Here is a 13493-nt window from a genome sequence, read left to right as displayed (position 1 = left end):
AGCTACTTCCTGTTTGGCTATGCACTTTTCAAACCGTCCCGAATAGACGCGTTACGACGAGTTCGTGCCGTTAGATAGCCCGCATCCAATCTAGGCTGGTACGGAAAACAGGAAACTCTTGATCAATCATCTCTGGCTCCCAGCTTCGGATATTGTCTTCCTGAGCGATGATGGCTGCCTCTCCCTTCTCCTCAATGTTCAATGCATCCTCAATGCACCCCATTGGCCAGACCCAGGTTGTAAAATCTTTCATTGCCTCATGAGCAGCATTCGCAAGAACTTGGCCGTCAGCATTTCTTGCAAAAGCAGCCCAGCAGTCAGCTGCTGAGCCGTTTTTGGAGTTCTGAGGCATGCCGTTACCACCGATCTGAAATCCTTCGGTTTGGCCGATGACTTGCAGCACAGATCTCACCTTATCCATCTCTTCGCACTCCTTCGCCAGCCAGGGCCCCCTGGCGTGAGTGAATGCAAAATCTAAGTCAGCGATCACGCCGCATTTGATACCCATTGCGGTCAGTACAGAAAAGCCCTTGGGAATGGAAGTACAACTACCTAGAGCAACAAAGCAGATCCGTTCGAGTTCAGGCCGGACTCCGTAGAGCTTTTCGTAGATGAGTGGAAGCAGTCTCTGATCCGTCTTGCCCTCGCAGAGAATTACCTTTTCTGCGAAATAGATTTCAGCGATATTCCCAAGCTCAAAAAGGGTTCGAGATTGGGCTTGCGCCTCTGCCATAGCCTGCGCAACCGCCGCTCCCATCGGAATGCGAACCTCGGAACCATTCTCCCGTGATCTGCGCACGATGACCGTTTCGGGCGCGTTATCCCTGCTCACCATCAATGGCGAATGGGTGGTGAAAACAACCTGGTAACCGGATTTTGAAAGCACATGAAGTGCTTCTCTAAGGCCTCTGACACCTTGAGGGTGGAGGAAAATCTCAGGCTCGTCGATCAGCAGAAGACGACGCGCAAGGTCTTGATCGCGGGTTTTTCGGATATCGGCCAGAAGCCGGATCAAGGCCATTTGTATAGCGCGCTGCGCCCCGCTACCTAATGTGTCGAAACGTCTGGTTTGACCGGATATCTCATCGGTCACGTTTAAATCACCGCTCTTGAAAAACTCCTTAACGTCGATTGACGGTACGTCCAGGTTTAACATCAAACCGGGGAAGAAGCTTGAGAGGGCATTGGTGGCGCTGGTGTCGAACTCAGTCAGCAGAGGGGATCGGTTCTCACCGTCGGATCCCAGTATATTCCTGACTGCTGTGAGTGCATCCTGAACCTCTTGGTGAGCAGAGAGGATGGGGGCCATGATTTCATCCAGCAGCCCGCGAATTGTGCTGCCAGCTTTGCCTTTGCCTAGGTCTTCCTGGACATCATCCATGGCGCGGATATGCAACGCTTCGGGTAACAATGCCGAAATGGCTTGAGGCAACCCCGTCGGATAGGAGCGCCACGACGTAGGGAGACCTTGCTCATCTATATCAGCATTTCCCCAGACCTCCGTGGTCGGTTTGGTCGAGCCTGAAGCGGAAATCCTTATCCAAAGGTCACCGTTGATGCAGTAGGGGGTAATCGCTGCTTGATGTTTGGCTTCAGGGATTTGCGCAATCAGTTCTTCGGTAATCCCTGACACGCAGGCGCTGATGATGATGGGCTGAGTCGGATCATTCGCGTCTGTCTTCGCAAATGCCTTGGGCGCAAGCACTAATCTGATCGCGTCGAGGATGGTGGATTTTCCTGCATTATTTTGACCAACCAGTGGGGTAAAATCGCCCAGTGGCAGGATTACTTGCTTGCAAGAGCGGAAGTTCTTGATGTGTATTTTGCTCAAGGCGTGCATGGGGTGAATTCCTTTTCTACGGTGGGCAAGGCGCCTCAGCGTAGCTGGAAAGTGGCGATGCGCCATAGCCCTGGCATTATTGCTCAAGGATGAAGCAGCGCTGTGAGCACATATCCTCTCTCTCGCAAGCGGAGCGCGCCGGCCCAGGATGGGCGAGAGGCTTGAGGATGAAAGCCCGGAGGGACAAAACCTGGCAAAGCCAGGGTTTGGTTTACGACAGCCGTGCCCCGAAGGGGACAAGCCCAAAAAGGATTCTGCGTGAGTCGCCATCAAGCTGCGAGACACCAACGCAGATACTTAGGGCTATTTGGGCTAATGATGTGAGCTGGTTAACTAAAGCTTTGCGGGTACGTACTGCTTTGAGTCGCCCCTGGCCCAATCATCGCTCCAACAAACCGTTCGTGGTTTGCCGTGCTCGTGCCACACCACACCTTCTGAGCGGCGCCGAGATGCATTCTTGTTTTCACCGCCCGGCCAAGCGCTACGTTCCGTGACAAAGATCCATACGCAAGCGAACCCATCCTCCTCTAGGAATGTCTGGAAAAGCTGTTGGTCTATGAAAGCATGGGAACCATCGCCAGGGCTCCTTCCGCAAACGAAGCGCGTTTCTCCAGTGTGATCCATATAGATAGTCGCATCCTCAGGATGGGGCATTAGGTTGAGCCGCTGGGCGAGCCACGGCGCTGGTATCAAAGCGTGAGCGCCTTCGGGCATTGAGACATCCAGATGTGGTTCCCAGTAGTGACGGAAGCAGGGATAGGCGACCTCTATCCCACCCAAGTCGTAAAATTCGTAGGTTGACCACTGCTCTTGTGCCCATGTCGAGCGCCATGGCGCTTCTCTGAGATAACCGTCGTTAGTGAAGTCACGGGCAGTCCAAGAGTCTACGTCTAATTTTTGCTTTGTCCGGATGTAATCAAGAAGTTGCTGTTCGTCTTCCTTTCTAACGACTACCGGTAATAGGAAGCGCCACTGTGATTGCCTGGAGCCATGCTCCCGACCTTGCTTCTCTTCGTATCGCTCGGTTACTGAGCGATGTTCGTGCAGGACTACCCACGTCCCACCGGTTAAATCTTCACGGCCAACTAGGTTCGTTATGCCGGCTGAAGGTTCCTCTTCAAAAGGCCATTTCCCCACATCCGCTTCGAGAGTCTCTCGAATTGATATCTCAAATTTCTCAACCGAAGGGTATTGCCTTTGGGGGCGACTGCGCTCGTCAGCAAGCAAAATGGTTGGATCGATTTCTCGATGAGTACCGATGTCCAAAGGGTAGGCATACCGACGCGATCCCTGCTCAGTCCTTTCCGATAACCATCTGTTGTCGGCCAGGCTGCAGAGAAGCTCATCGAGAGCAAGCCATTGGTATTTTTTTCCTATGCGCTCAACTAATGGCCGATCACGACTGTAGTCATGCCGAAGGCTACGATCATGTGGGAACAACTTTTTCGTCCAGCCGAAGCTATAGGCTCGTTTGGCGACCCAGCGCTTTGCCGAATTTATGTCGATGTGAGGAAGCTGTTCACGAGCATTTCTAGGCAACTTGAAGCGTTTTTTATATTCTTTTTTATATCTAATCCGCTCTTCAGAGCTTAAGGACTCCAGCAGCAGGCTTTCAGCCATCTTGAAGTTTTTTGAGCTTTCTTCAACGTCTTGCTCAGAAAGACCGAGCCTGAGATCTCTGAAGGGATTAGGGCTAAAAGCATGCATCAATTTTAGGACGCGAGTCCTCAGCTCGCAGTGGTTAATGACCTCATCCTCAAACCTCTCATAAATTTCGGTAGCGCTAAGTGGCTCAGGCGAAACCAGTGATACGTTCAAAAATGAGCTGACCCTAGGTTGGATTTGATAGCTCGCGAAATCGCCTCCCCAGCCAGTGCAAGAATCCAAAATCTGGGAGTCTCCAGCCCGCTTTGCAACCTTTTCGAGGGCGTCCTCGGACACGGAAAGTCTGACGGTTTTTGAGTGATAAGGAGGCATTGCCTTCATAATATCAACCTGTTCAGGCAGATGACCTTTTAGCAGAGCGAGCTCAATAATGCCTAATGCGCTGTCCCTGAGAATAATCGAAAGCGGAACATCCTCTCTGTCAAAAACCGCTGTATTTGCGATCTCAGAATAGGCGTGTAATCGATGCTGGTCTGGATCGATGCAGCATGCTCCGTAGGCCGCTGTGTGCAGACGTTCAAGGACGTAGAGATCGTCCACTCCGGAAAAGTCCGTGCAGAGCATCCCATACAAGCTGGGGTTCCAAATCATGAGCGACGTGAGCGCCTTGGTGGCTTTGTCTCGCAGTTCCCGGTTGGAGCTTGTGAAAAACCAAGTCAGGGTTATTGCGCAGAGATATTGAATCCCCGGGTCTGTTTGTTGACTCTGCTCAAAGGCACTCCACTCAATCAATCGCTGGGCAGTATTTTCCTCGTCCATAGGCAGGCTATTAAGCTGAATAGTCCATGAAGCATCACGTTTGGCCATGCTCTGAGCAGCTAGCCGGCAGTGCAGGGATTTCGCATTCCATGGGTGGTCAGCGCTTGCACTCACCTGGAGAATAATGTCGAAATGCTCTTCGCTTTCGGATAGAAAAAAATTGAAGAGCTCAAGTGTACGGTTGCTGAAGGATTCGTTGGCCCGCCACCGGAGACTCTCGATAAATGCACTACGAACAGAGTGCTCATTTGCCCAGTGGTCTACGCCACCAGGCATGACGTCAAGGAGCTCCTTTTGGAAACGTTCAGGTAGTTGTACGGAGAGCGCTTCCGTCAGTCCGGCCCACTTACCATGAAGCCGTTTACCATTGTGAATGAATTGAAGTGAACCGCTTTCCAATGCTTCAGCTGGATCTTCAACTTCGCCCAAAAGCCCCGAAGCCATCAAGTAATCTTGTAACCTTTGGAAGCTAAAGCGAACAATGTCCTCTGGCGCATCGAACGGATCAGCATCCCGACTCTTCGGGTCTGGATCCATCCGAAACAAGCCATTTCGCTGAAGTATCTCAAACCAGGTTGTTCCTGCTGGAGCTGGAAAGGCGTGAAATTTTTCAGCGACGATTCGTATGGCATCGGAGTGGTGAACATAGTCACGTTGTTTCGCCGCCATCTCTGTAGCAATTACAGACAGTGCCTGATTGGTAGGTTTGACAAGATCATCACTGCCATCCCTGCCCGCGCCTAGGTTTCGAGCAATACTTCTAAGATAAAACGAAAAGACTTGTTTCGTACCTGTTAAACCTCTGGGGAACCATTTTTGATTCTCTCTCTCGAGTGCAGTACAGGCACTTCGCAGGAATAACGGATTGACGAATTCGGCAGCTAACCAAGGAGTGTTGGGTTGGGAAATTCCTCTTTTTCCAAGATACATGCGTGCGGCGCGGGTTTGCTCGTCATTGGTCACGAATCCGCGAACCTGAAAGGATGGAATTTGTTCGTTGAGAGTCGCAGGTATTACGTATGGGGTATATTCTGTCCTGCAACTGAACACGACTAGCAGGTTTTTATGCTTTTCTATTCTTCCGATAAACTCTGCAAGCTCCTTACGCCAAAGAGTTATACCTGACCCCTCATTCAATGCATCGATCAAAATCAAACCGCGCTTGCCCGTAACCTCAGCAGCAGCACTCAAGGCTTGAAGGAAGGCGTCAGGATCAATATCGCCAAGGCCCAGCCGGTTAGTGACTTGGCTCCAGACACTCTCATTGTTCAAGTGTTGGCCCAATATCAAGATGGCGACCCTGCCGTCTAATATGGCTTGCTGAGCAATACTGCCGAGTAAGTGAGATTTTCCGGTGCCGGCTTTTCCGAAGAGAAAGAAGCTACGACTAAATGCTGCAGAAAAGTATCTGTCTTGAAGAGATGATCTGAATGCGTACGATGCGTCACTAAGTTCACTCAAGCGATGTTGTAAGTATTCTAAAGAGTGGTCGCTGGAATCATTTCCCTTGCGTCTCTCTTCCTTGGGTTTCCAAGTAAGGTTTTCAAGGGAGTGGACGTCGTCCGAGATTTCTTCAATATACGTAAGGCACTCTGCCAGCGGCCAAGTTGTCCAAGCATCAGATGTGAGCTTCTGTCTCAGGTCGCCAAGCGTTTTCACCTGGAATGTAACGCGTTCTATCAGAGCAGTGCTACCGCTTCCAAGCAGGCTCTCTACATCATTAATCTTGGCCAGCGCAGAGAGTTTGTCGATCTTTTCCTGAAGTTCCGAAATGATGCTCTGGTCTCGTAAAATTATCTGGAATAACTTTTCAATGCCGACTTCAACATGATCTTCAGGATGATATCTCTCATCGAGGGATTTAACTGCCCATTCGACTTTTTCTGACAACCATTTCGGTGAAAACTCAACGTCCCCAAACCAATACCTTTTTAATCCTTCGGCATTCGAGAGCGACAGCCGGGCAGTCAGGTCTGAAGCTGTCCAGGGAATAAATTCGACTTTATGGCCCAAAGGAAGATAAGACGTCCATGTTGCCTTATGAGCCTCCCAATGTTCCCAGCCTCTTTTCCCGCTAGCTTGTTTGCCGCTCCTATCAGTCAGATCGCAGGCTAACGCCACAACATATTTGGTTAAGGATGGATGTGACTGCAGGGCGCGTTTGACGGAGTCGTCAATATTAGCCCAATCAATGTCACCTGCTTTTAGATAGTATTTTGCCTGGTAACCGATTTCGCTCCCATCACTGAGCAACCAATAAGCTTCGATACCGCCATCCCCGCCGGCACCTTCTATTCGCCTAAATTCGGCGTCAGCGGCTGGTGCCTCTCGTCGTGCAAGCTGGCAAACGAGTTCTTCAAAGGCGAGGCGCTGTCCTGAATCCATGCCTCTGATGCGTCTGTAATCCATGTTGCGTCCGTTGCGAGAAGTGATAGTCGTAATGGCAGATTGCCTATGCCGATTGTATAGGTTTCCAGGCGAATCCGGAGCGGCTTGCCCACGAGGGCCTCTGCTTTCGCTTGGGACAATTTGACGGAAATAGGGGGGGCTTCACGCTAGCCGTGAACGTTTGCCGGAGCTGTCCATTTCATCCGAGGCTCATAGGGCAAGGCGTAGAGAAAATATTCATTAGTGGGGGGTAAGCTCTTGTTTTTACAGTCGTAATGTGCAATTATAATAATGCACTCCGAGATTCTCGGGATTTTGCTAAAGATCTAAATCGTAGTGTGCATTATCTGGGTCGCATGAAGCCATTCGGTACGCCGTTCAACCTGACCGAAGGCGCCGCGCTGCTAAGCCTCATCGGCCGTCTGACCGGCTACACGCCGCGCTGGTTCACCTACTTCATCGGCGATGCCCACGTGTACGAAAACCACCTGGACATGCTCAACGAACAGATGACCCGCGAGCCGTACCCGATGCCCAAACTGGTGATCTCCGACCGCGTGCCGGAATTCGCCAAGACCGGTGTGTACCAGCCTGAATGGCTGGAGCTGATCGAGCCTTCGGACTTCTCACTGGAAGGCTATCAGCATCACCCGGCAATGACGGCGCCGATGGCGGTTTGAGTCCGTAAGAGCGAATTGAGCGTTGTGCTATAGTTTTGGCGTAAGTCCCCTGACCCTGTTCAATGGAATCGACTATGTTTTTCAATCGGATTGGACATCGTAGTGATACGAAGAAGGCTGAAGACGCGGCCCTCATGCAGGCAATCAAGAGCATCGACACTCTTGTGGTGAGGGGTGGTCGCATGTCCATGGACGCCAAAGAAATCGAAGGTTTGGTTCGCTCCTCCCGCGATAAGGCTAAAAAACTGGTCACTCCGCAAGCCGAATCCTGATAAATGGCTTTTTTACTTCTGCTGCCACTACTCGTCAGCGGCTTTTTGGTGTGCCTGAAAGATCCCACCATTTACTGCAGGTTGCATCGCTATGAGGGCCAGATGCTTTATCTGCAGGTGGGCCGTTATGGGATTTACTGCTTTGTAGCGGCCATGTCTGCCACCGCAGTCCTTGCAGGACTGTTCTCGCATGACTGGGGTGTGTTGTGTCCCGAATGGCTCCAAACGGCGAGCGCGACCTCCCCACTCTGTTTTGCCGTGAACACCGATTTCATGGGCGCTTTAAGTCAAGTAGGGCAGGATTTCGACATCACTGGCAGGAATTTTAGCCAAGTGGGCGTGTTCCTTGCCTTGTCAGGTTTACTGACCTTTGTGATGCCAGACCTAGGGGCTTTTCTTACTGTCAGGATTCTCAAGTGGCAACTGGGTGCCAGAAAAAAAGAAGAAATTGTGGCCTATCTGCTGGGCGAGTCTGTAGATCACAGCCCTATCTGCTCGACGCTTTTCGATGCATTTGTCGACAAGGACGAAGTGATGATCACGATGGCGGATCGAAAGGTCTACGTCGGTTACATCATGGACGTCGGAGCCCCTACCGAAGTGACGGGTGTGAATCAGGAAATTTTGCTTATCCCGACCGTCAGTGGCTATCGGGACAAGGACACCCTGAAAGTGGTGTACACGACCGATTACCCAAGTGATACACCGCTCAGGCCTATTGGTTTTCGGCAGGAAAATATCGTCTCGATCAGCATCTTCAGCGAGGAGGTACGCGAAGCGTTCAAACGCGTTGATTCTGAGCGGGCGGGTGAAGAGACAGCGAAAGAGAAAGCTGCCAAGGATCAGCTCGTCAAGGCGATCACTGAGCTTGTGGCGGTGGTGCAAGCTGCGCAGCTTGCATCAAAGGTCTCAAACCCGTCTCAATGCCCATGACTCCTCCCCACATGTGAAGGCTCGCCCTCTGGCGCTGCCACAGCGCCCGTCACTTCCAGCCTTTCCAGTATCGCGCAATGTTCTGTCGTGCCATCGCTGCAGCGGCGGCGCAGGTCGAGCAGTTGTTCCTGGAGTGCTTGCAGGCTTGCGACGCGGGCGTTGACGTGTTCGATGTGTTCGTCGATCAGGGCATTGACGTTTTCGCACTGGTCCTGCGGGCTGTCGCGCAGGTTGAGCAGGCTGCGGATTTCTCCAAGGGTCATGTCCAGGCTGCGGCAATTGCGGATGAACGACAGGCGCTCCGTGTGTGCCTGGGTGTACAGCCGGTAGTTGCCATCGCTGCGGGCGGGCGCGGGCAGCAGGCCTTCGCGTTCGTAATAACGGATGGTTTCGACCTGGGTGTCGGTCAGTTTTGCCAGTTCGCCGATTTTCATTTGGACTCATCTCGTTTGAGTGCTTGACCCTATAGTGGCTACAGGGTGTTCACTTGGCAACAAGCAGAATCCTGGAGCCACACGAATGGGCACGACGATCAAGAATTCCCCCGGACATGACCGCGATCATGATCACGGCGAGCACGCGCACGAGCAAAAACCCGTGGAGCATGCGCATTCGTGCTGCTCCAGCGAGGCACAGCCTGCCGTAGTGACCTTTGGCGAAGCGCCAGCAGCGGGCGGTCGTCTGAGCAGCTTCCGTATCGAGGCGATGGATTGCCCCACCGAGCAGACGTTGATCCAGAACAAACTGGGCAAGCTGGCCGGTGTGCAGAAGCTGGAATTCAACCTGATTAACCGCATGCTGGGCGTCTGGCACGATCTGCCTTCCACCGACCCGATTCGTGAGGCCATCAGCTCGCTGGGCATGCAGGCCGAGCCGGTCGAGGAAGGTGCAGCGTCTGCCGAACCGGCGCCGGTGGTGAAGAAACACTGGTGGCCGCTGGCGTTGTCCGGCGTTGCGGCGCTTGGCGCAGAGGTGGTCCATTTTGCATCGCTCGGCCCGACCTGGGTTGTGGCGCTGCTGGCACTGGTGTCGATCTTCAGTTGCGGCCTGACCACCTACAAGAAGGGCTGGATCGCGCTCAAGAACTTCAACCTGAATATCAATGCGCTGATGAGCATCGCGGTGACCGGCGCGATTCTGATCGGTCAGTGGCCGGAAGCGGCGATGGTGATGTTCCTGTTTACCATTGCCGAGTTGATCGAAGCCAAATCGCTAGACCGCGCGCGCAATGCGATCAGTGGCCTGATGCAGTTGACGCCAGAGCTTGCCACCGTCAAGCAGGCGGATGGCAGTTGGCAGGAAGTCGAAGCCAAAAACGTCGAACTGGAGGCTATCGTCCGGATCAAGCCCGGCGAGCGTGTCGGCCTTGATGGTGAAGTGGTGTCTGGTAGCTCGACCATCGATCAGGCGTCGATCACCGGTGAAAGTCTGCCGGTGGAAAAGACCGTCGGCGACAAGGTTTTCGCGGGCACCATTAACCAGGCGGGCTCACTGGAATACCGTGTTACTGCGGCGGCAAACAACTCGACGCTGGCGCGCATCATTCATGCGGTGGAAGCGGCTCAGGGTTCGCGTGCGCCGACTCAGCGCTTTGTCGACAGCTTCTCCCGTATCTACACGCCGGTGGTATTCGTCGTCGCGTTGGCGCTGGCGTTGGTCGCACCGCTGTTCTTTGGCGGCGAATGGTATGACTGGATCTACCGGGCGCTGGTGCTGCTGGTAGTGGCCTGCCCATGTGCGCTAGTGATTTCCACGCCGGTGACCATCGTCAGCGGTCTGGCAGCGGCGGCGCGCAAGGGTATTTTGATCAAGGGTGGCGTTTATCTGGAAATGGGCGAAAAGCTCGATTATCTGGCGCTGGATAAAACCGGCACGCTGACCCACGGCAAGCCGGTGCAGACCGACTATGTGCCGTTGAACCCCGCAGTCGCCGACAGCGCGCCTGCCATCGCCGCGAGCCTTGCGGGTCGTTCAGATCACCCGGTTTCCCAGGCCATTGCCAAGGCCGCCGATGGCAGCCTGACGCTGCATGAAGTCAGTGCGTTCGAGGCGTTGGGTGGGCGCGGTGTGAAAGGCGAGATCAACGGCCAGATGTATCACCTGGGCAACCATCGTCTGGTGGAAGAACTGGGCCTGTGCTCGCCAGAGCTGGAAGCCAGGCTCGATGCGCTGGAAATGCAGGGCAAGACCGTGGTGCTGTTGCTCGATGCATCTGGCCCGATTGCGCTGTTTGCTGTCGCCGATACGGTGAAGGAGACCAGCCGCGAAGCCATCGCCCAGTTGCACGAGCTGGGCATCAAGACGGTCATGCTCACCGGTGATAACCCGCACACGGCCAAGGCGATTGCCGATCAGGTCGGCATCGACGAAGCGCAGGGCAATCTGCTGCCTGCCGACAAGCTCAGTGCCATTGAGGCGCTTTACAGCCGCAATCACCGGGTGGGCATGGTCGGTGACGGTATCAATGATGCCCCTGCGCTGGCCCGTGCGGAGATTGGTTTCGCCATGGCTGCGGCAGGCACCGATACGGCTATCGAAACGGCAGATGTCGCCCTGATGGACGATGATCTGCGCAAGATACCGACGTTTATCAAGCTGTCCCGTCGAACCTCGGCAGTGCTCAAGCAGAACATTGTGTTGGCCATTGTGACCAAGGTGCTGTTCATCGGCATCACCTTCTCGGGTCTGGCGACCATGTGGATGGCGGTGTTTGCCGACATGGGCGTGAGCTTGCTGGTGGTGTTCAACGGCTTGCGCTTGCTCAAGAAGTGATCAGGCGGGAACCTTGAAGGGCGGACGCGGAGCGTCCGGAACGGCATTCCCACGCGGAGCGCGGGAACGATAATCGGTGTTGCTATCGGCTATGGCCATCGCTCCCACGCTCCGCGTGGTAGCGCCTTTCTGGACGCTCTGCGTCCGACGTTGTCAGCCGAAGCGCTCTTGCCCCCAGGCGATGAAGGTTTCCAGCAGTGGCTTGAGCACGGCGCGAGTCGGTTCGGCCAGGTCCGGGCGGTAGTGGAAGGGCACGAATTCGTCCATGTAGGTGCTTTGCGCCAGCTCCAGCTGTACGGCGTGGATGTTGTTGGCCGGGTTGCCGTAGTGGCGGGTGATGTGGCCGCCCTTGAAGCGCCCGTTCAGCACATGGCTGTAGTCCTTGGCCGCTGCGCAGACCTGCTCCATTCGGCTGGCCAGCTCCGGGTCGCAACTTGCGCCATTGAAGGTGCCCAGGTTGAAGTCCGGCAGGCGACCGTCGAACAGGTGCGGAATGTGGCCGCGAATCGAGTGGGCGTCGAACAGCAGCGCATAACCGAACTCGTCACGCATGCGCTGCAGTTCCTGCTCCAGCGTCTGGTGATAGGGCGTCCAGATCTGCTGCAGATAGCGCGCCCGCTCCTCGGCGCTGGGCGTCTGGCCGTCCTTGAACAGGGGTACACCATCGAACAGGATCGACGGAAACAGGCCGGTGGTCGCACCTGCGTACATGGGCTTGTCGTCAGCGGGCCGGTTCAGGTCGATGACAAAACGCGAGTACTCGGCGGCCAGGGTGCTGGCGCCCAATTCGGCGGCGAAGTCATACAGACGCGGGATGTGCCAGTCGGTGTCCGGCAGGCTCAAGGCTTCGTCCACCAGCGCAGCTTCGACCACCGGGGTCAGTTTCAGACCGGCATGCGGCATGCTGATCAGCAGCGGAATGCGGCCACGCTTGAATGTCAGAACGTTATCCACAGGGCTCTCCTTCAGATCGATGATTCGACGCCGTGGCGCACGATGCGTTTGTCCAGATCGCCGCCCAGCCAATAGGCCAGATCAGCCGGTCGTTCGATGTTCCAGGCGACGAAATCCGCGACCTTGCCGACCTCCAGCGAGCCGTGGGTCGCGCTCATGCCCAGCGCCCTGGCGGCATTGAGCGTTACCCCCGCCAGTGCTTCTTCGGGCGTCATGCGAAACAGCGTGCAGGCCATGTTCAGCATCAGGCGCAATGACAGGCCCGGCGAGGTGCCAGGGTTGAGGTCGGTGGCAATCGCGATCGGCACGCCGTGCTTGCGCAGCGCGTCCATCGGCGGCAGTTGTGTTTCACGCAGGAAGTAAAACGCCCCCGGCAGCAGCACCGCGACGGTTCCGGCGGCGGCCATGGCGATGGCGTCGTCTTCGGTCATGAACTCCAGGTGATCCGCCGACAGCGCCTTGTAGCGCGCGGCCAGGCTCGATCCGCCCAATGACGACAGCTGCTCGGCATGCAGCTTGACCGGCAGCGCCAACTGCCCTGCGGTGATGAACACCTGCTCGACCTGCGCGGGCGAAAACGCCAGGTATTCACAGAAAGCATCCACTGCATCGACCAGTCCTTCGGCTGCCAGCGCCGGGAGCATGTCATTGCAGATGTGGTTGATGTAATCGTCGGCGCGGTCGGCGTATTCCGGTGGCAGCGCATGGGCGGCCAGGCAGGTGGCGCGCACGGTGACGGGCTGGGTGTTGCCCAGACGACGAATCACCCGCAGGATCTTGCGCTCGTTTTCCAGGTCCAGCCCGTAGCCCGACTTCATCTCGACGGTCGTGACGCCGTCTTTCAGCAGATGCCGCAGACGGCGCTCGGCACTGGCGTACAGCTCATCCTCACTGGCGGCGCGCGTCGCACGCACCGTACTGGCAATACCGCCGCCCGCTGCGGCGATCTCGGCGTAGCTCACACCCTGCAAACGCTGTTCGAACTCGCCGCTGCGGTTGCCGCCGAACACCGTATGGGTGTGGCAATCGATCAGGCCGGGCGTGACCCAGGCACCGTCCAGATCGATGCAGTTGTCATGTTCCGGCTCGGCCAGCGCGGCCTGAGGCCCGATCCACTCGATGAGCGCTCCGGAGGTCACGATGGCGGCATCCTCAATGATCGAGTATTTGCCGTGCGCCATGCTTGCGATGTGACAGTTTTTCCAGAGCGTTTTCATTCGAGGCCTCGTT

The 13493-nt window shown here is 55.3% G+C and carries 8 protein-coding genes and 1 pseudogene; 4 read left to right on the top strand and 5 right to left on the bottom strand.

The genetic code is table 11. The annotated features are described in order from the left end of the window. Positions 1-70: 70 nt before the first annotated feature. Together KUIN1_RS25535 and KUIN1_RS28175 are read right to left on the bottom strand one after the other, a co-directional pair. Positions 71-1840, bottom strand: coding sequence for an ATP-dependent nuclease (locus KUIN1_RS25535; RefSeq protein ID WP_152092362.1), 1770 nt, complete (start codon positions 1838-1840; stop codon positions 71-73). 333 nt (positions 1841-2173) lie between these two features. Next, positions 2174-6673, bottom strand: a complete 4500-nt coding sequence (locus tag KUIN1_RS28175; RefSeq protein WP_232059992.1) for an ATP-binding protein — start codon at positions 6671-6673, stop codon at positions 2174-2176. Between the two features lie 347 nt (positions 6674-7020). On the opposite strand from KUIN1_RS28175, the pseudogene KUIN1_RS25525 reads away from it, so the two are divergent. The 3 genes and pseudogenes from KUIN1_RS25525 to KUIN1_RS25515 all read left to right on the top strand — a co-directional run. Further along, positions 7021-7332, top strand: a pseudogene (locus KUIN1_RS25525) (thymidylate synthase); the annotation flags it as partial. A 74-nt stretch (positions 7333-7406) separates the two neighbouring features. Beyond that, entirely contained in the window at positions 7407-7604 is a 198-nt protein-coding gene (locus KUIN1_RS25520) for a hypothetical protein (RefSeq protein WP_003343866.1), read from the top strand. A 3-nt stretch (positions 7605-7607) separates the two neighbouring features. After that, positions 7608-8537, top strand: a complete 930-nt coding sequence (locus KUIN1_RS25515; protein WP_024659400.1) for a hypothetical protein — start codon at positions 7608-7610, stop codon at positions 8535-8537. Here the strand turns inward: KUIN1_RS25515 and cadR are convergent. Continuing rightward, entirely contained in the window at positions 8525-8971 is a 447-nt protein-coding gene (gene cadR, locus KUIN1_RS25510) for a Cd(II)/Pb(II)-responsive transcriptional regulator (RefSeq protein WP_003405262.1), read from the bottom strand. The two genes, KUIN1_RS25515 and cadR, sit on opposite strands and share 13 nt — an antisense overlap. An 85-nt stretch (positions 8972-9056) precedes the next feature. On the opposite strand from cadR, the gene KUIN1_RS25505 reads away from it, so the two are divergent. Continuing rightward, positions 9057-11309 carry a heavy metal translocating P-type ATPase gene (locus KUIN1_RS25505; protein ID WP_116886451.1) on the top strand — a complete coding sequence of 751 codons (2253 nt, stop codon included), beginning with the start codon at positions 9057-9059 and terminating at the stop codon, positions 11307-11309. A gap of 153 nt (positions 11310-11462) precedes the next feature. Here the strand turns inward: KUIN1_RS25505 and hutG are convergent, their stop codons facing one another. Both hutG and hutI read right to left on the bottom strand, forming a co-directional pair. Beyond that, positions 11463-12263: an N-formylglutamate deformylase gene (gene hutG / locus KUIN1_RS25500; protein WP_003426898.1), complete on the bottom strand. Its 801-nt coding sequence runs from the start codon at positions 12261-12263 to the stop codon at positions 11463-11465. A gap of 11 nt (positions 12264-12274) precedes the next feature. Beyond that, entirely contained in the window at positions 12275-13480 is a 1206-nt protein-coding gene (gene hutI, locus KUIN1_RS25495) for an imidazolonepropionase (protein ID WP_058823211.1), read from the bottom strand. Between the last annotated feature and the right edge of the window lie 13 nt (positions 13481-13493).

The sequence above is a fragment of the Pseudomonas sp. KUIN-1 genome, from assembly GCF_009176725.1.
Lineage (GTDB): Bacteria > Pseudomonadota > Gammaproteobacteria > Pseudomonadales > Pseudomonadaceae > Aquipseudomonas > Aquipseudomonas fragariae.
Note: the sequence above shows the minus strand (reverse complement) of the source record. Positions and strands in the feature narration are given on the sequence as shown.